The organism is Neobacillus sp. 204 (genome assembly GCF_046562815.1).
In the GTDB taxonomy this organism is placed as follows: Bacteria; Bacillota; Bacilli; order Bacillales; family Cytobacillaceae; genus Neobacillus.
Genome location: NZ_JBJORY010000006.1, coordinates 216,657 through 234,170, shown reverse-complemented (window position 1 = coordinate 234,170; position 17,514 = coordinate 216,657). Strand labels below are relative to the sequence as shown.

The 17,514-nt window shown below is 36.8% G+C and carries 24 protein-coding genes; 21 read left to right on the top strand and 3 right to left on the bottom strand.

The genetic code is table 11. The features are described from left to right. Positions 1-51: 51 nt before the first annotated feature. Both ACJ004_RS14465 and ACJ004_RS14460 read right to left on the bottom strand, forming a co-directional pair. On the bottom strand, positions 52-447 hold the full coding sequence (locus ACJ004_RS14465; protein ID WP_410893763.1) for an SA1362 family protein: 396 nt from the start codon (positions 445-447) through the stop codon (positions 52-54). 57 nt (positions 448-504) lie between these two features. Further along, positions 505-1,449 carry a DUF1385 domain-containing protein gene (locus tag ACJ004_RS14460; RefSeq protein ID WP_410893762.1) on the bottom strand — a complete coding sequence of 315 codons (945 nt, stop codon included), beginning with the start codon at positions 1,447-1,449 and terminating at the stop codon, positions 505-507. A gap of 288 nt (positions 1,450-1,737) precedes the next feature. Between ACJ004_RS14460 and ACJ004_RS14455 the strand changes: the two genes are divergently transcribed. From ACJ004_RS14455 to ACJ004_RS14375, 17 genes are all read left to right on the top strand, one after another. Next, positions 1,738-2,235: a YqhR family membrane protein gene (locus tag ACJ004_RS14455; protein WP_410893761.1), complete on the top strand. Its 498-nt coding sequence runs from the start codon at positions 1,738-1,740 to the stop codon at positions 2,233-2,235. Between the two features lie 78 nt (positions 2,236-2,313). After that, positions 2,314-3,375, top strand: a complete 1,062-nt coding sequence (locus tag ACJ004_RS14450) for a M24 family metallopeptidase (protein ID WP_410893760.1) — start codon at positions 2,314-2,316, stop codon at positions 3,373-3,375. A 21-nt stretch (positions 3,376-3,396) separates the two neighbouring features. Next, entirely contained in the window at positions 3,397-3,954 is a 558-nt protein-coding gene (gene efp, locus ACJ004_RS14445) for an elongation factor P (protein WP_335698119.1), read from the top strand. 134 nt (positions 3,955-4,088) lie between these two features. Then, a complete protein-coding gene (locus ACJ004_RS14440; RefSeq protein WP_410893759.1) occupies positions 4,089-4,586 on the top strand; it encodes a DUF6803 family protein in 498 nt (165 codons plus the stop codon). A gap of 194 nt (positions 4,587-4,780) precedes the next feature. Next, positions 4,781-5,230, top strand: a complete 450-nt coding sequence (locus tag ACJ004_RS14435; RefSeq protein ID WP_410893758.1) for a PCYCGC motif-containing (lipo)protein — start codon at positions 4,781-4,783, stop codon at positions 5,228-5,230. A 10-nt stretch (positions 5,231-5,240) separates the two neighbouring features. Then, complete coding sequence (locus ACJ004_RS14430) at positions 5,241-5,894, top strand: c-type cytochrome (RefSeq protein ID WP_410893757.1); 654 nt, start codon at positions 5,241-5,243, stop codon at positions 5,892-5,894. A 237-nt stretch (positions 5,895-6,131) separates the two neighbouring features. After that, on the top strand, positions 6,132-7,184 hold the full coding sequence (locus ACJ004_RS14425) for a hypothetical protein (protein WP_410893755.1): 1,053 nt from the start codon (positions 6,132-6,134) through the stop codon (positions 7,182-7,184). A gap of 13 nt (positions 7,185-7,197) precedes the next feature. Continuing rightward, entirely contained in the window at positions 7,198-7,650 is a 453-nt protein-coding gene (locus ACJ004_RS14420; RefSeq protein ID WP_410893754.1) for a cytochrome c maturation protein CcmE, read from the top strand. 25 nt (positions 7,651-7,675) lie between these two features. Then, complete coding sequence (locus tag ACJ004_RS14415; RefSeq protein ID WP_410893752.1) at positions 7,676-9,658, top strand: heme lyase CcmF/NrfE family subunit; 1,983 nt, start codon at positions 7,676-7,678, stop codon at positions 9,656-9,658. A gap of 1 nt (position 9,659) precedes the next feature. Then, a complete protein-coding gene (locus tag ACJ004_RS14410) occupies positions 9,660-10,166 on the top strand; it encodes a cytochrome c-type biogenesis protein (RefSeq protein ID WP_410893751.1) in 507 nt (168 codons plus the stop codon). 12 nt (positions 10,167-10,178) lie between these two features. Next, entirely contained in the window at positions 10,179-10,553 is a 375-nt protein-coding gene (locus tag ACJ004_RS14405; protein ID WP_410893750.1) for a hypothetical protein, read from the top strand. Then, positions 10,550-11,545, top strand: a complete 996-nt coding sequence (locus tag ACJ004_RS14400; RefSeq protein ID WP_410893749.1) for a hypothetical protein — start codon at positions 10,550-10,552, stop codon at positions 11,543-11,545. The genes ACJ004_RS14405 and ACJ004_RS14400 overlap by 4 nt, the downstream gene beginning before the upstream one ends. A gap of 24 nt (positions 11,546-11,569) precedes the next feature. Further along, positions 11,570-12,274 carry an ABC transporter ATP-binding protein gene (locus tag ACJ004_RS14395; RefSeq protein ID WP_410893748.1) on the top strand — a complete coding sequence of 235 codons (705 nt, stop codon included), beginning with the start codon at positions 11,570-11,572 and terminating at the stop codon, positions 12,272-12,274. Further along, on the top strand, positions 12,271-12,951 hold the full coding sequence (locus ACJ004_RS14390) for a heme exporter protein CcmB (RefSeq protein ID WP_410893747.1): 681 nt from the start codon (positions 12,271-12,273) through the stop codon (positions 12,949-12,951). Before ACJ004_RS14395 ends, ACJ004_RS14390 begins: the two co-directional genes overlap by 4 nt. A 3-nt stretch (positions 12,952-12,954) precedes the next feature. Next, positions 12,955-13,716 carry a cytochrome c biogenesis protein gene (locus ACJ004_RS14385; RefSeq protein WP_410893746.1) on the top strand — a complete coding sequence of 254 codons (762 nt, stop codon included), beginning with the start codon at positions 12,955-12,957 and terminating at the stop codon, positions 13,714-13,716. Positions 13,717-13,728: 12 nt separating this feature from the next. After that, a complete protein-coding gene (locus ACJ004_RS14380; RefSeq protein WP_081825327.1) occupies positions 13,729-13,860 on the top strand; it encodes a CcmD family protein in 132 nt (43 codons plus the stop codon). A gap of 76 nt (positions 13,861-13,936) precedes the next feature. Then, on the top strand, positions 13,937-14,446 hold the full coding sequence (locus ACJ004_RS14375; protein WP_410893745.1) for a TlpA family protein disulfide reductase: 510 nt from the start codon (positions 13,937-13,939) through the stop codon (positions 14,444-14,446). A gap of 103 nt (positions 14,447-14,549) precedes the next feature. On the opposite strand, the gene ACJ004_RS14370 is transcribed toward ACJ004_RS14375, so the two are convergent. Beyond that, positions 14,550-15,227, bottom strand: a complete 678-nt coding sequence (locus ACJ004_RS14370) for an SIMPL domain-containing protein (protein WP_410893744.1) — start codon at positions 15,225-15,227, stop codon at positions 14,550-14,552. A gap of 215 nt (positions 15,228-15,442) precedes the next feature. Between ACJ004_RS14370 and spoIIIAA the strand changes: the two genes are divergently transcribed. The 4 genes from spoIIIAA to spoIIIAD are packed head-to-tail and all read left to right on the top strand — an operon-like array spanning position 15,443 to position 17,503. Next, positions 15,443-16,366 carry a stage III sporulation protein AA gene (gene spoIIIAA / locus ACJ004_RS14365; RefSeq protein WP_410893743.1) on the top strand — a complete coding sequence of 308 codons (924 nt, stop codon included), beginning with the start codon at positions 15,443-15,445 and terminating at the stop codon, positions 16,364-16,366. Next, the gene (gene spoIIIAB, locus ACJ004_RS14360) at positions 16,367-16,882 is read left to right on the top strand and encodes a stage III sporulation protein SpoIIIAB (RefSeq protein ID WP_410893742.1); all 516 of its coding nucleotides are present in this window, start codon (positions 16,367-16,369) and stop codon (positions 16,880-16,882) included. A gap of 11 nt (positions 16,883-16,893) precedes the next feature. Beyond that, positions 16,894-17,097, top strand: a complete 204-nt coding sequence (gene spoIIIAC, locus ACJ004_RS14355) for a stage III sporulation protein AC (RefSeq protein ID WP_007084610.1) — start codon at positions 16,894-16,896, stop codon at positions 17,095-17,097. Further along, a complete protein-coding gene (spoIIIAD, locus tag ACJ004_RS14350) occupies positions 17,054-17,503 on the top strand; it encodes a stage III sporulation protein AD (RefSeq protein WP_410893741.1) in 450 nt (149 codons plus the stop codon). The genes spoIIIAC and spoIIIAD overlap by 44 nt, the downstream gene beginning before the upstream one ends. Positions 17,504-17,514 lie beyond the last annotated feature (11 nt).

The following is a 17,514-nucleotide window of genomic DNA, read 5'->3' as shown; positions in this document are numbered from 1 at the left end:
GATGCGTGTCTGTCTTTTACATGTGGATTTTAATGAAGAAAAACCGAGCGCCTATAAAGACGCTCGGTTTTTCTTTTTACCCTTTTTACCGTCGATAACGGTCAAATGAGCAGGTGATTTCTTTTTTGTCTTGTTGCTCTTCTTTAATGAGGCTAATGTTCCAAGAGTAGAGGTCTTAACAGTTACATCCCCACTCTTTTGTTGTAATCGTTTTTTTGATTTTTTGGCTGCTTTAAGAAATGCCCGCTGCTCTTTTTTCTGAGGGCTTGAGCTGGAAAACTTCCTAGCTAGGAAATAAACGGCTAAAACAATCAATGCGATGACAGCTATTCTCTGAATGAAACCGGCCGGATTAGCTGTAAATGTACCAACAAGGCCAAGTAAAGCAAGAATAATAAGTCCCCCAACAACCACATGAACAAATGTCCGATTTTTCAAGAAAGCCACCTCCCTAAGAGCATCTTAAGCATTTTTATTATCTTTTAAACACTATAAAACAAGGATTTAGACAATTTCTTCATTTTCCATAATGAACTCAGATTCCTTCTCCATTTTTAATAATCTGTTAAAAGAAAGAATCGCGACTTCCACTTGGTCATTATCTGGTTCCTTCGTTGTTAGAAGTTGAAGCCACAGACCAGGAAACCCTAGGAATTTCAACACTGGAATATCCCTTAGTTTGTTAGTTAACTGCAGGACTTCAAAAGCAATACCTAACACTACAGGAATAAGAAGAAGACGGTCTACAATCCGTAGCCAAAGTGGTGATGTGGGTACGAGCATATAAACAAAAACTCCGACAATGACTGTAAACAGGATAAAACTACTGCCACAGCGGTAATGCAATCGGGAATGAGCCTGCACATTTTCAACAGTTAACTCAACACCGGATTCAAAGGTATTAATTACTTTATGTTCAGCCCCGTGATATTGAAACACTCTTTTTATCAATGGAGTAAGTGAGACAAAATAAATATACGTTATTAACAAGATTAGTTTAAAAAAGCCTTCCACTAACACTTGAGCGAAATCCGAAGGAAAAATTGGCTTTGTCAAAACGGCAAGGAATACAGGAATTAATGTAAAGGCGAATTTACCAAATAAAAATGAGATAACACCAATCGCAGCAACACCAAGGTACATTGTTAACTTTGAGACTTCTTTTTCTTTTATTGTTTCGTCGTCTTTGGGGTCAACATCAAATCTTTCCGTTGAGAAGTTTAAATGTTTTGATCCATTCGCACTCGACTCAATTATGGCAATTATCCCACGCAGAAAAGGGATTTTTTTTAAAAAAGTAAAATAAGGATTTGTTTTACGTGGCAAATGAAAATATTCAACAGATTGATCCTTTCTGCGAACCGCAGTAACATAATGATGTTTTCCGCCAAACATAACACCTTCAACAACCGCTTGACCGCCATAAACTGGTTTTTGAGAATTAGACATATACTTAACACCAACCTAATCAAAAGTTGCACAACAGCAGAAGTAGAATAAATCTGTATGTACTTAATTCTATTCTACTAGAAAAATGAAAAAACCTCTAGGAATGACATAATATTTCCAAATTAAAAAGTTTTTTTAGATGCAAGGGATTGAATTCCTAAGGACATAATAAAAAATGGAATTTATTATGGTCTTTTGCAGTCCCTGCTTCAGGGACAGTACAACATGAATAAGAACTATCAAAAAGGCACTGCCTGAAGAAGCGGATAGTAAACGGAGGTTATTATAATGACGAATGAGCAGAAACTAGGTAATTATCCTAAACCCATGTCCTTTCCAGTTATGGTCTTTTGGACAGGGCTATTTGGAGGATTGTTTTGGGGCACAATTGGTTGGATCGCTTCCTACTTAAGTTTTACGGAAATTCGTCCTAATGTCATCCTTGAGCCATGGGCACTGGGGAATTGGAAATACGAATGGCTGGGAACAATCATTTCCATCATCTTAATTGGAATTTGTTCAGTAGTTGCTGCCTTTGTTTACTATGCAGCGCTGAGAAAATTCAAAGGCTTTTGGTTTGGCCTTGGGTATGGACTTGTATTATTTGCTGTGGTGTTCTTTGTACTCAATCCACTTTTTCCTGGAATAAAACCATTCTTTGATTTAAACCGTGATACGATTATTACCTCCATTTGTATATATATCGTATATGGAATTTTCATTGGTTATTCCATAAATTATGAGTTTCAAAATAATAAACAACAAGAGAAAGAGGAATCAGCCTAACTTTCAATTAGTCGGAATTGGTAGGTTGTGATAAAATATTTTTGTCCTCATTTGATTTGAAAAGGAGAGTGGAGAGTTATGGAAAAAATAGAAAAATTAAGATCGAATTTTTCAACACATGGAATTGATGGGATACTGATCACTAGTCCGTTTAATCGACGCTATATATCTAACTTTACTGGCACGGCTGGTGTTGTTTTAATTAGTGCAGATAAAGCTCAGTTTCTTACAGATTTCCGCTATATTGAACAAGCAACTAAACAATGTCAAGGGTTCGAAATTATTAAAATTACAGGGACAATCCCTGAAGAGGTAGCGGTACAGGCTAAGAAACTTGGCATTCAAAAGCTTGGCTTTGAAGAAGATTTTCTAACCTATTCCTCCTTTAAATTATATGATAAAGAAATGGAAGCTGAACTTGTTCCGATTTCCGGTGTAATTGAAAAGTTACGCTTGATAAAGACTGATTCAGAGCTTAAGATATTAAAGGTAGCAGCTGATATTGCTGATGCTGCTTTTAAACACATTTTAGACTTTATTAGTCCAGGTAAAACTGAACTAGAAGTATCGAATGAGTTAGAATTTTTTATGAGAAAAGCTGGTGCCACTTCTTCTTCGTTTGATACGATTGTTGCTTCAGGTCATCGCTCTGCACTGCCACATGGTGTTGCAAGTGACAAAGTCATTGAGGCTGGAGATATTGTAACAATGGATTACGGCTGTTATTACAATGGGTATGTTTCTGATATTACGAGGACAGTTGCAGTTGGCGAGCCAAATGCCAAGCTAAAAGAAATTTATGATATTGTTCTTGAAGCACAACTACGTGGTATGGCTGGAATCAAACCAGGATTGACGGGTAAGGAAGCAGACACTATCACACGAGATTACATAACAGAAAAAGGTTATGGTGAATTCTTTGGGCATTCCACTGGACATGGTATCGGACTTGAGATCCATGAGGGGCCAGGATTATCGATGAAATCTGATGTCGTTTTAGAACCTGGAATGGTTGTAACATGTGAACCAGGTATCTATATCCCAGGTCTTGGCGGTGTTCGGATTGAAGATGATACATTAATTACAAAGGACCATAACGAAGCACTCACACATTCTACAAAAGAACTAATTATACTGTAACGAACTTAGGAGGATTTAAACATGATTTCTGTAAATGATTTTAAGACTGGATTAACAATTGAAGTTGATGGAGGCCTATGGCGTGTTTTGGATTTCCAACACGTAAAGCCAGGTAAAGGAGCAGCGTTTGTTCGTTCCAAGCTGCGTAACCTACGGAATGGAGCAATTCAAGAAAAAACATTTCGTGCGGGTGAAAAAGTAGAGAAAGCACAAATTGATAATCGTAAAATGCAATATTTGTACGCAAGCGGTGATAATCATGTGTTTATGGATATGGAATCATACGAACAGGTAGAACTGCCAGCTTCAAACATTGAGTATGAATTAAAGTTCTTGAAAGAAAACATGGAAGTACACATTATGATGTTTAACTATGAAACCCTAGGGGTGGAATTACCAAACAACGTTATTTTAGAAGTAGCTGAGACAGAACCAGGTATTAAAGGTGATACATCTTCTGGCGGTACTAAGTCTGCTACCCTAGAAACTGGACTAAATGTTCAAGTACCTTTCTTTATCAATCAAGGTGATAAGTTAATTATTAATACAACTGATGGTTCATACGTTTCACGTGCATAACCATTATATAAGCCTTAGTCCGAAAATTGTCGGATTAAGGCTTTTTTTTAACAAATTATCCATAATTTCTCCTAAGTTTCTGCACACTTTTTCACTACATTAAAAGTGTAGAAAAAATAAAGGAGAAGATAATCATGAATATGACGCATTATATGGGGTTACTAGCAGACAATCAGCCTTGGAATTTGTTGATTTTTATGGCGGTCCCGGTAATCTGTGCGGAAATCCTTGCAATTTCAGAAATAGCCATTTTATTTACAAGAAAATTAGATGGCGCCCTAAAAAAATTGAATAAAGTAACAGGTATTTTTGCTGGCTTTTATTTTACAGGTATATTTATATACCTGATGAAAACTGCATATATTCCCTTAACTGTTAACGGAGAGTGGAAAGGTTGGATAGACTTTGTAGCTGTTACTTTTTATTTGCTTGGAATTATTCCGTTTCTTGGCATGGCACTACTTGATTTAGGTATTATTTTTAGAAATAAAACCGAGGAGGAAAGATTAAAAATTCATGCCATCTTTGTTAGTATTTTTCTAGTAGTTGCACACATCGCAATGATTTTTGGTATGATCGATCCTAGCCTCGGTACTGGTTCCAGTTCTGACCATGAGATGATGAATATGTAATTCAACTCTCTCCTATTAAACTTAGGATGGATTGACGGTAGACCACTGGAAATCAAAACGTGATTTTACAGTGGTCTTTCCTTTAATTTGCTTAAAAACTTCACGAAATAGTAAGATTTAGTTACTTTTTGACTAATATCTTTTTGCTAAACTGAAGTAGTACAAAAAATTATAGGGAAGGGGTGCAACAGAAAATGAAACGAATTACATCTCTTTTGTTCCTTGGTATTTTGTTTGCCATTGTGGCAGCTGGCTGTAGTTCCAAACTCAGTGATGAGACTTGGAAACTTGATAAAAAACATACGCCATTACCTGATTTTGTTCTAAATACATCAGAAAAAATTCAAGAAACATATGTTATGGCAGCAACCTATCCAGAAGTGGTAGCCCAAGTGCCTTGCTATTGTGGATGTGTAAATGATGGTCATAAAAGTAACCTTGATTGCTTTATCAAAGGTATGGGGCCAGAAAATGCTGTAGAAGAATGGGATTCGCATGGTATAGCCTGAGACACTTGTGTCAATATCGCCCGGGAGGCGGTAGATATGCATCTTAACGGAAAAAGCCCTGCGAAAATTTATGATTTAATAACAAGAAAATACGAAGATATTGGGGAGCTAACTCCAACACCTGCACCTAAGTAAGGGGAAACCCATGAAGAAAATACTAATCGGATTTTACATTTTGATTATTATTGGAATTATTGTCTGCATAAGTAATAGCAACATATTTGAGAGCGAGAAATCAGAGGCTATTGCTGCAGGTGAGAAAATATACAAAAAAAATTGTATTTTTTGTCACGGTGAGACAGGAAAGGGAGAAGGCTCAAAAACTGGCACAGCTTTAAATAGCCAGAATTTTTTAAGCAGCGTATCGGATAAAGATCTATATCATTATGTGAAGTATGGAAGAGAAGGCACTGTTATGCCTGCCTATGGTCCACGCATGTCAGATAAAGATTTAAAAAATCTTGTTGCATTTATAAGAGACTGGCAAACAGAGGAAATAGAATTTGATGTTCCTGCCACGATTTCTGGTGATTCAGATCGTGGAAAGGCACAATATAATTTATATTGCCTAAACTGTCATGGTGAAGCAGGTGTTGGTAAGGATAAAATGGGAACGGCTATTTCTAACCAACAATATTTGAAATACAGCACTGATAAGCAGATTTGGATTGATGCAGCTTATGGTCGTGAAGATACGCGAATGGGTCCATCTTTAAAGGGTCTTGAAGGAGCACGTCAACTCAAAGAAAAGGATATTACTGATATTGTTACCTATATCCGATCCTTTGAGAATAAATAAATGAAATACAGTAATAAAGACCTGAATCTAACAAGTGGATTCAGGTCTTTTTTTTGTTAAATGTGAACATTGTGTGGTGGTTTTTTGACGAAAACGCAACGATTTTAATCCTTTAACAAAATGTTCAAGAGTGCTTTAACAAATAAGTGTTGATAAATATTATATTTATTTCAAAGAGGACTATAGTAAAAATTAGTAATTTTTATTGATTAGTTTTTCAAGTCAAGGAGGATTAAGATGCTTAAAAATAAGTGGTTGGCATTATTCGTAATCGCATCATTTTTAACGAATTTCAGCATCCCGAAGGCTAGTGCTGAAACAGCCTTTCAGGCAGAAAAATTTCCTTTTAAGGAAATGCAGGTTCAGGTAATGCCTGAGTTTGATTATCCCGAAGGTTGGTCAAGAGAGGTTCCGTCCCTACTAGTTGGTCAGTACGGAACAATTACCAATAAAAGTGGCCAGGATTATGATGGAAAGATTGAGATCCCCGTTCCAGCAAAGGAAAAAGGTTTTGAAGCCGTCTTGGTAGCAGAATTCCCAGAAAAAGATAAGCCTGAAGTACAGCGACCCTATGATGTCGATAAAGAAAACGGAATCATTACTTGGAAGCCAGCCAAGGCGATTAAGAATAATGAAACCTATGAATTTGTCATTGAGTACTATACAAAATCTATAGTCGTCAAGGACACCAAGACCTTTACATATGAACTTAAAAACAAAGCTGATATCGATCTTTTAGATGTTATCTTTTATGCTCCAATGGATGCTAAAGAAATAAAAATTGAACCAAAGACAGAGAACAATTCCAAAAATGAATACGGAGAAGAGCTCTATTACTACCAATACGAAAAGGTAAAGGCGGACGCTGGCTTGAAATATTCCTTCTCATATAAGAAAGATGGTACTGAATCTACGATGGAAGCTATTAATAAACAGCAGCCGCCAAATGATGAAAACCATAGTGGTGTAAGTGCAACGGATCAAGTGGACAAAACAGGTGGAACAACTGCACCATCAAAACGTCCAATCATCGGACTAGTTGGCGCATTGATTATTGGAATAGCGCTTATTATTGCTGGACTCTTTGTTTTTCTAGGCTTAAAAGGAAATTCCCACTCAGCAGCTAAGGTTACCAAAAAAACAAAAAAACAACCACAGAAACCATCTCATACGGCAAAAAAAGACAACAAAATAGCAAATTCAGAAGAGAAGAAAGAATTACGCAAAAAACTGTTAACAGGAAAGATTGATCAAGAAATGTACGAAGAAGAAATGAAAAAATTAATCTAATGAGGTGGTAAGAATGAAAAAAAATACTATTGTTATGCTTGGTGGGTTTATTATTGCTGGTGCTATTGTTTTCCTTCTGATGGCAGCAACACCTGGATCAAGTGGTGTTGAATTGACAATGAAAGAGCTTTTGGCTACTCAAGAACAACATAAAGATGATTTTGTTACGGTTGAAGGTCTTTTAATCGAAGATTCCATTAAATGGGATGCGAAAAAAATTGAGTTAAAGTTTGATGTGAAAGATAACGACGGTAACGTTATGCATGTCGTTCACCACGGTACAAAACCGGATAACTTCTCAGAAGGTGTCATCACTATCCTCCAAGGCGCGCCAACAAAAAAGAACACATTTGTTGCAGAGACAGTTAAAACAAGATGCCCATCTAAATATGAAGGAAAAGATATCAAAGATTACGATCCAGAAACACATAAAGATAAGTTAAATAAAACACCGGAAGAAAAATAACAGGCGAACTTAAGAAGGTGACGAAATGTATTTATTTGCCAACGCGACAATTTATATAGGCTTAGCCATAGCGATCTATTCTCTTCTTATTATTACGTTGGGAATTAGCACGAAAAATCAAAAGTTCGTAAACAGTGGAAAAGGCGGTTTAATTGCCTTACTGGTTTGTTCATCACTTGCAATGCTATCACTTTTCTACCTTTTGGCAATGTCTCAATTTCAATATGAATATGTTCGTGATTACACTAGCAGTGAACTTCCAATTATCTATAAGCTTACCGCACTATGGGCTGGTAATGCAGGTTCGTTGTTATTGTGGACATTTTTCCTAACTCTTTATACCTGTATGATTGCCTTTTCACGGAAGTTAAAAGGAAACCCAATGGTTCCTTACATTTCTGCCATCTTACTGGCAAATGCTGTTTTCTTCTTCTTCATTCTTGGATTTGTAGCGAAACCTTTCATTCTATTAGGTGAGATTCCAATTGAGGGAAAAGGTTTAAATCCAATGCTGCAAAACCCTGGCATGATTATTCATCCAGTCACACTATACCTGGGATATGTTGGTCTTGCCATTCCATTTGCTTTTGCAATGGCAGCACTGATCCTGAAAAACGTTGATGATTTCTGGATTAAAATGACAAGGCGATGGACGATTATTGCTTGGCTATTTTTAAGTCTTGGTAATATTTTCGGAGGACAATGGGCTTATGTTGAGCTCGGATGGGGCGGCTACTGGGCATGGGATCCAGTTGAAAATGCATCTTTTATGCCTTGGTTAACGGCGACTGCATTCTTGCACTCCGTTATGATACAAGAACGAAAAAACATGTTGAAAATATGGAACATCAGTTTAATCATAGTTTCCTATGCACTTACTTTATTTGGTACATTCCTTGTTCGTAGCGGGGTACTGACATCTGTTCATGCCTTTGCGAATTCAAACCTAGGATTATACTTCTTAATCTTTATGGGAGTGGCGGTCATTGGAGCACTTTATGTATTAATGAGTCGATACAACTTGCTTAAACGTAGTGCAGGAGAATTTAATTCCTTTGTTTCTAAAGAAAGCAGTTTCTTAATTAATAATCTTCTACTAGTTGGAGCAGCCTTTGCCGTATTCTGGGGAACGATTTTCCCACTAGTGTCCGAAGCTATTCGTGGAACAAAAGTAACGGTTGGTCTGCCATTCTTTAATAAAGTAGAAGCACCAATTCTATTATCGATGATGTTTGTTATGGCGGTTTGTCCAATGCTTGCTTGGCAAAAATCTACTGTGAAAAATCTTAGGAAAAACTTTATGATCCCAGCAATCCTTGCGATTCTAGCCATGATCTTAATGGTAGTATTAGGAATTCAAAAGGCTTGGGCCGTTATTGGTTATGGGGTTATCGTTCTATTATTAATCACACATTTCTTAGAGTTTTATAGAGGTGTTAAAGCTAGAAGGAAGATGACGAAGGAATCTCCACTCGTTGCACTGTATCGGCTAATGATTCGAAATCGACGCAGGTACGGAGGATATATCGTTCATCTTGGGATTGCCTTTATAACGATGGGCATAATTGGTTCACAGAATTATGATTTACAAACCATGAAAACAGTCGATTTAGGAAAGTCGATTGAACTACAAGATTATCGAATCAACTATGATCGACTTGACCAGAAAAAAGAAGGAATCAATGACATCGTTTATGCTGATGTAACAGTTTTTAGAAATGGTAAAAAGCTCGGCACATTTCAGCCTGAAAAGGTATTTTACGGTAATTGGGAGCAGCCTTCTTCCGAAGTTGCAATTATTTCCTCTCTTAAAGAAGACTTATATATTGTATTAAGTGCATGGGAAGATGATGGAAAAGCTACATTTGTTGTAAAGGTAAATCCAATGATGAATTGGTTATGGATTGGTTCCTTCATGATTGTTATTGGTGCCCTGTTCGCCGTCTGGAATGGAAAATATGGAAATGTCACTCCGAGATACACAGGAGTTCGCAAAGAGGTGTCTTAATATGAAAAATAAGATATATATAGGGCTTCTCATTATCTCGTTCATCTTTCAAGGTTCATTCCTTCGTGTGGAAGCAGCAAAACAAATTGACTATAAATCGGCAGAATTCAAAGCAGTTGCTCAGCAATTCGCATGTACATGTGGCTGTGGGCAGGATCATTATGAATGTGATCCCAATACATGTAATCTAACTACTGAGTTTAAAGCAGACTTAGTTGAGATGATGAATAAGGGCTGGGATAAGGATAAAATTCGTGAATATTATGTCAATATTTATGGTGAAGAGATATTAACCTCACCCGAGAAAAGTGGTTTTAGTCTAACTGCATGGGTCCTTCCTTTTGTTGTCTTAGGGGCAGCTGGAATTGCAGTGTTTTTCATAATCCGTAAATGGGTTAAGAAAAAAGGAACAGATGAATATATAGCAGAATACGAGAGCACCGCTGATGAAGTTGAAGGAGAAATCCTTTCCTCCATGATTGATGAAGAACGCAAAAAGTATCTTTAGGATGTGAACAATATGCAAGATATCACAGTCATTTCGATGATTTTTACCACCATTTTAGCGCTTGCTTGTCTATTTCTAATCTTATCACCTTTATTTAAGTGGGATACTTATTTACAGGTTTCATCAAAAGGAAAGGATATCAGTGCGACCAAGGAAGCACTATTGACAACTCTTAATGAAATAGAATTTGAGTATAAGATGGATAAAATCTCACATGCTGATTATAAACATTTGAAGAAACAATATGAATTAGAAGTTGCCAGTATTATGAAGGAAGAAGAAGAAATTATGCAAACGAACATTGATAAAGATTTAATGGATGAAGTGGAGAAAGAAATTGAAGCTCAAATGAAGACATATAAGAACAAAAAGGGGGAAGGAAAGTGATCAAAAAAATCACCGTTTTCTTCCTCGGTCTGATGCTGTTAATCCCCTTCCATGGATTAGCTGCATCGGATTCAAAGGTTTCGATTGATATGCATTATATCGTGATCAGTCCTGCTGAAGACGGCGGGGCGAATATGATGAATATGGTTAACTATACAAATACCGCATCTGAAGAATATAAAGGTGACGGAAAAAATGAAGCTGTTTTAAAAGTAACCCTTCCTGAAGGAGCAGCGGACCTTAACTTTTTAGACAATCAAATTGCCTTTAAAGAGGTAGACAAAGGTTTTATTACAACAACTCCAATTCCTGGAAATCAAACAATGGTATTGCCGTACAGTTATAGGATGGCAAAAGGGAAAGAAATTATTTTGAAATCTGACTATCCCGTACAAATGATGCAGATTCTCGTTCCAGAAGGAAGGGGAAGTATTGAAGTAAAGGGTGCTGAGGCGACAAGTCAAGGCAGCTTCAAATTTGATGACCAAAATTACTTTGGATACAGTATTGAAGGGCTTAAAGCTAACCAAGCGTTTACTCTAGTTTATAACAAAGATATACAGCCACCAGCAGATGAGACCAAAAAAGCGGAAGCAACTAGTGAAAGTGAGAATAAAAGTTCGGTCACACACACAGCGCCTGCTTTCCATAATCCTGGACATCTAAGAATTTGGGCACAGTCGCCATTACATCGCTTTAACCCACACGTCTTTATGATTATTTTGGTGTCGATTTTAATTGCAGGAATCTCCTATTATATCTATTTTAGAAGGAAAGCAAAATTAGAAGACGAACGCCTAGGAGCAGATAAGGAAGAGAAGGCATTTAAACTGTTAATGACAAAGCAAAAAGCAATAATGGATAAGATCATTGAATTGGAAGAATCCTTCGGTGATGGGAAGCTTTCAGAGGATGAATATCATGCAAAAATTGAAGCTTATAAACAGCATCTTGTCCAAGTAAAATTAAATCTGCGTAAGTTCGTTGAGTAGCTGCTGGGATGGGAGAGACTGCAAATGATAGAAATAAAGAAACTAACGAAGCAAGCTGATAATAAACTTATCTTACGTGGAGTAGACCTCTCAATCAAAAAAGGTGAAACAGTTGCCATCCTAGGACCAAATGGTGCAGGTAAAAGTACGCTGCTTAAAATGCTCGCCACCTTAATAAAACCTACATCAGGTCTGATAAAGGTTAATGATATGGATTTGAAAAAAAATCATATTCAAATAAAAAAAATATTGGGTTATTTACCCCATTCCAGTTTACTTTATGATCATTACACACCTTTAGAAAATATTGTCTTCTTCGGAAATATATATGGTGTTAAAAATGTTGAACAACGTGCAACAGAGCTTGTCAAAGAGGTAGGATTATCATTCTTTTTGAATGAACCTGTAAAAAACTTTTCTCGAGGCATGATTCAAAGGATTGCTATCGCACGGGCTATTGTTCATGAACCTGAAATTCTCCTATTGGACGAACCGCATACAGGGTTGGACCAAGGAGCTATCGGAATTTTAAATAACGTTATCCTTTCCATGAAAGCAAAGGGGACCACTACCTTGATGGTAACTCATGATTTTAAGCAAGCTGCTGAATTCTGCGACAGAATTATCATTATTAAAAATGGAAAGATTATCGATGATTTTAGAATTGAAAATCAAGACTTAGGATATGTATCTGAAAAATATGAATTATTAGTGGAGGGAGTATCATGAACCTTTTTCGAACAGCCCTCTTACTAGCTAAAAAGGATTTATATTCCGAGTTAAAAACCAAGCAAATTATGGTTACACAAATTATTTTTGCGGGACTTGTCATTGTGGTTTTTAGCTTTGCCTTTGACCCAGCCAACAATACAACAAAAGCAGTCATTCCTGGGGTCATTTGGGTCATTATTGTCTTTGCGGGAATCTTAGGTCTTAACAGGTCGTTTATTTCAGAGCAGCGGAATGATTCGATGCAAGGATTATTAGTAGCACCAATGGAGGCAGCCAGTATATATTTAGGAAAGTTCTTAGCCAACTTCATAATGATGTTGATCGTAGAACTCGTTTCGATCCCGTTTTTGTTCTTATTGTTTGATTTCAAATTCTATGGAAGTATTCCATATTTTATCTTAGTTGTATTCTTAGGCAGTTTTGGATTTATTGCGATTGGTACATTTCTTGCTGCATTGGCAGCTAATTCTAAAAGCAGTGAAATGCTGTTACCACTATTGCTTTTTCCGATAACAACGCCAATCTTAATCGGTGTTGTTCAAGCAACAAGAATCATCCTAACCAATATGGAGAAATTTTCAAGTGCAATAGCTTGGATCCAGTTGGTCACAGCGTACGATGTTATCTTTTTTGTTGTTTGTTTTTTATTAATAGATTATGTGCTGGAGGTTTAAGTGATGAGTATGAATCTCGAACGAGAGAAAGCAGTGCTTCCTGGATCGCAAGTAACTGTTAAAAAAAGCTTAGATCTGTCAAAGATTTTGTTTGGTGCCACAGTTATATCCATGTTGGTTGCCCTGTATTTTATTTTTATCTTTGCTGCTGAGGAAGTAACGATGGGAGCGGCCCAAAAGATCTTTTATTTTCATGTTAGCTCTGCATGGCTGGCTTTCATGGCGTTTTTTGTAACATTTGTATTTAGTATTTTGTTTTTAATCAAGCGGAAAAGACTATTTGATACTTATGCCTATATTTCTGCTGAAATTGGTGTTGTGTTTACAATCATCGTGTTAACAACGGGTCCGATCTGGGCGAAATCTTCATGGAATACATGGTGGGTATGGGAACCGCGGTTAATTACAACGTTAATTCTATTCTTTATCTATATTGCTTACATTATGATTCGACAAATGGATGGTGTTTGGGATAAAAAAGCTCGATTAGCTGCTGTGTTTGGAATTATCGGGTTTGCTGATGTTCCAATTGTATTTTTTGCAATTCGCTGGTGGCAAACCAAGTTTCATCCAATAGTGTTTGGTGAAGGGCCTTCCCAAAAAGGTGGAGGAATTGAAGGTACTATGTTAGTTGCCCTGTTTGTTTCACTCGCGGCATTTACGATTCTTTATTCTTACCTGCTTCATAAAGGTGTATCTTTTGAAAAGATGAAAATTAAAGTAGAGCGGTATAAAGAAAAATTAAGAGAAGACTTGGAAAAATAGGAGGAATTTATCATGGGTTTTGAATTTATGTATGGTGCCTATTCTGTTGCTTGGGTTGTTATTTTTTCATATATGTTAATACTTGGTAAGAGACATACAAAACTCAAGAAAGAAATTGAATTCTTAAAACAACTAGAAAAATAACTAGTATTGATAATTGGGCCTGTGTAGAAATAGCAGGCCTTTTGTATAGAACTTTACTGGTGTCAGGAGGAATACGATGAACAAGCGGGTCATCAAATTACTCGTATTGATTCTTATTGTCGGTATGTTTGGATTCTTTGGTTATAGTTTAGTTACCAAAGGCAAACATACAGATGTTGGTGATAAAGCATATAATTTTTCACTGCCAAATCTAGATGGAAGTATTACCATACTCACGGATTTTAAAGGTGAGGTTGTCATCTTGAATTACTTTGCCTCATGGTGTGCTCCTTGTAAAGAAGAGTTACCAGAACTAGAATCTTTTCAAAAAGAATATGGTGATAAATATAATTTTCTTATGATCAATCGCGGCGAGACAATGGATAAGATTAATAAGGTAACGGAGAAAAATAAAGCGGGAATGAATTATTTATTCGATTATAATGCAAAGGTTTCAAAAATGTATAATGTTACAGGACAGCCTGAAACCTTTGTGATTGATAAACAAGGAGTCATTAGAGTGCATTTTAATGGTCCGGTTTCAGAAATGCAATTATATAATTGGGCAAAGAAATATGACAAATAAACCATAAAAAAGGATTGAACTATAAAACTGGTTCAATCCTTTTTTATGGATCTGTTAAACTAGCATTTTGATACTGCTCCAATCAACATGCTGACAAAAAGTCTTAATATGAAGGGGTAAATTTAAATTCTGCCATTACTTCTGCTTTGATAATTATTTGTCCTGGTTCTATTTGTGTGGAAGCTATCCCTTTCACGAAAGCCCCAGGCTGATTAAATACAGGCTGGACCGTACTTCCACCTTCAACGACTAATATCGGTGTAGGTAATAACGTTACATTTATAGTGCCTGCAATGGTTTTAGCTTTTTCAATGGCATTATTTACAGCAAGAACTAACACCTGCTTATAAAAAGATTCCTTGTTTTTTGCTGTAAACTGAACATTAGAAACATAGTTTACTCCATTTTGAACTGCTGTATCAACGACTTTTCCAATTATTGACAAATCCTCTATCTTCACCTTCAAAATATGAGTTATTTTATACCCTCGAAATATTTGTTTCCCTTGATCATAATCATAATCGGGTTCTATGCGATAATCGAAAGTTTGGATCTGATTTTTGTTTATTCCTAACGAAATAAGCGAGTCAATTACCTTAGTCACTTCAAGGGAGTTCTGTTGCTGGGCCGTGATTAATTGCTTACTTTCTGTAATAATCCCTAAGTTTACCGAAGCCGAGTCAGGCTGTACTGCCATTTCCCCTTCCCCTGAAACTTTAATTAAGTGATCTTTGTGATGCTGTCCATTTCGGGGAAGTGAAGGGTAATTATAATTGTACACGTGTTATCTCCTCCTTCATGGTTATTCCTTCCTATAAAATACGATTCACATTTAGAAACGTTCCGAAACTTAATCTATCCCTCTTAACTTATTAAACTTTGTTCTAGTAATATAATCGAAAATTGAGAAGAAATGACAGATTTGAAAGTCATAATGTGACCAAGCAGGCATACATTTTAAATAATGAGAAAGGCAAATTTGAGGAGGTTGCACACGTGGAAACGATCCTAAACTTTTTACCTAAAAAAATAGCCGACCTAATCAGCAAAATCCCTCCGAATCAAAAAGAAGAATTAGAAGAAATTCGTATTCGTATCAATCGACCAATTGAAATGACAATGAAGGGTACACCTAGATTTTTATCATATATTATCCAGCCTGAAGATGCGTTTCATCTTATGAATAAAATTAGTCATTTCTCCATCTATACCCTTGAAGAGGAGCTTAAACAAGGATTTATAACTGTTGCTGGAGGACATCGGATCGGGCTTGCAGGCAAAGTAATCCTTGAGGGTGGTAAGGTGAAAGCGATTAGAGATATTTCCTCTTTTAATATCCGAATTGCTAGAGAAAAGGTGGGAATAGCAGAACCGCTTATACCATATATCTTTCAAGGCAGCTGGAGGCACACGATGGTGATTGGTCCGCCGCAAACCGGAAAAACCACATTACTACGTGATATAGCAAGAATTGCTTCCTCAGGCTACGGAACGAGTGGAATACAGGCAAGTAAGGTGGGAATTGTTGATGAACGCAGTGAAATTGCCGGTTGCGTTAATGGGATACCGCAACTAACCTTTGGAGACCGCTTGGATGTATTAGATGCCTGTCCGAAAGCTGAAGGAATGATGATGATGATCCGTTCAATGAGTCCTGAAATTTTGGTGGTTGATGAGATTGGACGGAAAGAAGATAGCGAAGCCATCCAGGAGGCTGTTCATGCTGGAATCACGTTGATGATGTCTACACATGGGACAAGTATTGAGGAAGTAAAGAACAGGCCTTCGCTTCGAAATATTCTTGAACAAAAAATCTTTCAGCGCTTTATTGTCCTAAGCAGGTCCTCAGGCCCTGGAACAATTACACATATATTAGATGCTAATGGTAAAGAAATGAATCAAAAAGTGAGAGTGACATAAATGATTAAGCTAGTAGGTGCTGTTTTCATCATTGTCGCAACAACGTGGATCGGATTTGAGATTTCCAGACGCTTTAGTGAACGTCCAAGACAGCTTAGAGCATTAAGGTCTGCACTTCAATCACTTGAAGCAGAAATTATGTACGGGCATACCCCTTTACATGAGGCAGCAAGAAGGTTAGCAGAACAGTTATCAAAACCGCTATCAACATTTTTTGAAGCCTTTTCCAAGAAATTAACGGACACCGAGACAACGGTTAAAGAAGCTTGGGAAACAAGTTTAAGAGATATCTGGAGTTCTACGGCATTAAAGCAGGGAGAATTTGAAATAATGAAGCAATTTGGGGAAACCCTGGGTCGACATGACCGTATGTCCCAACAGAAACATATTATGCTGACACTGACTCATCTTGAAAGGGAAGAGGCAGACGCAATCCAAGCGCAAGCAACATACGAAAAAATGGTAAAGAGCCTGGGATTCTTGTCAGGATTGTTGCTGATTATTTTATTATTTTAGGGGGAAAAGCAATGGGCTTAGAAGTGGATATCATATTTAAAATTGCCGGTGTAGGAATCGTGGTAGCCTTTTTGCATACGGTTTTGGACCAAGTGGGGAAAAAAGAATACGCCCAGTGGGTCACGTTATTTGGGTTCATTTATATATTATTTCAGGTAGCCTCAATTGTGGATGATCTCTTTCAAAAAATTAAATCTGTATTTTTATTTCAATAAAAGGAGGTGCCCTAAGATTGAAATCATAAAAATAGTCGGCATAGCACTCGTAGCAACTTTTCTCGCTTTAATTGTTAAAGAACAAAAACCCAATATCGCTTTTCTCTTAATCGTTTTTGTAGGCTGTGTCATTTTTCTTTTTTTAATTGATAAAATTTATGAAATCATTCATATGCTAGAAAAATTGGCAGTGAATGCAAAAGTGAATATGGTTTATATTGAAACGATTTTAAAAATCATTGGAATTGCGTATATCGCTGAATTTGCTGCACAGATTACCAAGGATGCCGGTCAGGGAGCACTCTCCTCTAAAATTGAATTAGCGGGAAAAATTATTATTCTTGCAATGGCGATCCCGATACTAACTGTTTTAATTGAAACTATTATCAAGCTTATACCGAGTTAATGACATACCTG

Bases quoted from the DNA above. Each gene is read 5' to 3' on its own strand.
- ACJ004_RS14460 (WP_410893762.1), bottom strand. From the start codon at position 1,449: ATGTCTAATTCTCAAAAACCAGTTTATGGCGGTCAAGCGGTTGTTGAA.
- ACJ004_RS14455 (WP_410893761.1), top strand. From the start codon at position 1,738: ATGACGAATGAGCAGAAACTAGGTAATTATCCTAAACCCATGTCCTTT.
- ACJ004_RS14450 (WP_410893760.1), top strand. From the start codon at position 2,314: ATGGAAAAAATAGAAAAATTAAGATCGAATTTTTCAACACATGGAATT.
- efp (WP_335698119.1), top strand. From the start codon at position 3,397: ATGATTTCTGTAAATGATTTTAAGACTGGATTAACAATTGAAGTTGAT.
- ACJ004_RS14440 (WP_410893759.1), top strand. From the start codon at position 4,089: ATGAATATGACGCATTATATGGGGTTACTAGCAGACAATCAGCCTTGG.
- ACJ004_RS14430 (WP_410893757.1), top strand. From the start codon at position 5,241: ATGAAGAAAATACTAATCGGATTTTACATTTTGATTATTATTGGAATT.
- ACJ004_RS14425 (WP_410893755.1), top strand. From the start codon at position 6,132: ATGCTTAAAAATAAGTGGTTGGCATTATTCGTAATCGCATCATTTTTA.
- ACJ004_RS14420 (WP_410893754.1), top strand. From the start codon at position 7,198: ATGAAAAAAAATACTATTGTTATGCTTGGTGGGTTTATTATTGCTGGT.
- ACJ004_RS14415 (WP_410893752.1), top strand. From the start codon at position 7,676: ATGTATTTATTTGCCAACGCGACAATTTATATAGGCTTAGCCATAGCG.
- ACJ004_RS14410 (WP_410893751.1), top strand. From the start codon at position 9,660: ATGAAAAATAAGATATATATAGGGCTTCTCATTATCTCGTTCATCTTT.
- ACJ004_RS14405 (WP_410893750.1), top strand. From the start codon at position 10,179: ATGCAAGATATCACAGTCATTTCGATGATTTTTACCACCATTTTAGCG.
- ACJ004_RS14395 (WP_410893748.1), top strand. From the start codon at position 11,570: ATGATAGAAATAAAGAAACTAACGAAGCAAGCTGATAATAAACTTATC.
- ACJ004_RS14390 (WP_410893747.1), top strand. From the start codon at position 12,271: ATGAACCTTTTTCGAACAGCCCTCTTACTAGCTAAAAAGGATTTATAT.
- ACJ004_RS14385 (WP_410893746.1), top strand. From the start codon at position 12,955: ATGAGTATGAATCTCGAACGAGAGAAAGCAGTGCTTCCTGGATCGCAA.
- ACJ004_RS14380 (WP_081825327.1), top strand. From the start codon at position 13,729: ATGGGTTTTGAATTTATGTATGGTGCCTATTCTGTTGCTTGGGTTGTT.
- ACJ004_RS14375 (WP_410893745.1), top strand. From the start codon at position 13,937: ATGAACAAGCGGGTCATCAAATTACTCGTATTGATTCTTATTGTCGGT.
- spoIIIAB (WP_410893742.1), top strand. From the start codon at position 16,367: ATGATTAAGCTAGTAGGTGCTGTTTTCATCATTGTCGCAACAACGTGG.
- spoIIIAC (WP_007084610.1), top strand. From the start codon at position 16,894: ATGGGCTTAGAAGTGGATATCATATTTAAAATTGCCGGTGTAGGAATC.
- spoIIIAD (WP_410893741.1), top strand. From the start codon at position 17,054: ATGATCTCTTTCAAAAAATTAAATCTGTATTTTTATTTCAATAAAAGG.